The sequence below is a fragment of the Paenibacillus sp. OT2-17 genome (assembly GCF_009827695.1).
Lineage (GTDB): Bacteria > Bacillota > Bacilli > Paenibacillales > Paenibacillaceae > Paenibacillus > Paenibacillus polymyxa_B.
Map to the genome: position 1 here is coordinate 1 of NZ_WUDQ01001017.1, position 640 is coordinate 640.

General features: G+C 46.6%; 1 protein-coding gene. It reads right to left on the minus strand.

What is annotated here, in order from left to right:
• The coding region (locus tag GRP75_RS28805) for a M14 family zinc carboxypeptidase (RefSeq protein WP_160791096.1) at window positions 1-640 on the minus strand (640 nt) is incomplete at both ends.

The following is a 640-nucleotide window of genomic DNA, read 5'->3' on the forward strand; positions in this document are numbered from 1 at the left end:
GGAAATTGATCGTTGAGATCGACACCACGAATATTGGCCTTCCAACCGCGATAATCAGCACGTCCTTCATTCCACTTTTTGAGATCATGATACAACGGATGAGTTGGGAGTACACCTTGTTGCACCAGCTCTACCCCATCCGGGTTGACCATCGGAACCACCCATAGGGATGTATGCTCCAGCAAATCCTGCGGAGAACCTCCATACACCCATTGAGAGGTCCCTATATGTTCTTCAGTCCCATCGATCCCTTGTGCATATTGCTCTATAAAACGCAGCAAACAAGGCGTCGTCAGCCATTCATTAGCATGAACAGAAGCATTGGCATGAATTTTACGGGTTCCCTGCCCAATACGTACATAAGGAATATCCTTCCCCATGACACTGGTGCCAATGCTGCCAACTTCAATAAACGGATATCTGCGGGCCAAGGCCGCTAGGTCTTCCTTTAAATCTTCATATCCATATTCTCCACGTAATCGTACAATCTGATCCTGATGGTCTTCAGGAATAACAATAGTTTTTCCTTCCGTAAAATCATGCTCCGCAAGTCCTGGATTGGCTAGCCGTAACTCATCAAGCTCCACACCAAACTGCTTGGCAATCTGTCTTGCATACTCACCAGGCTGAATAACGTATT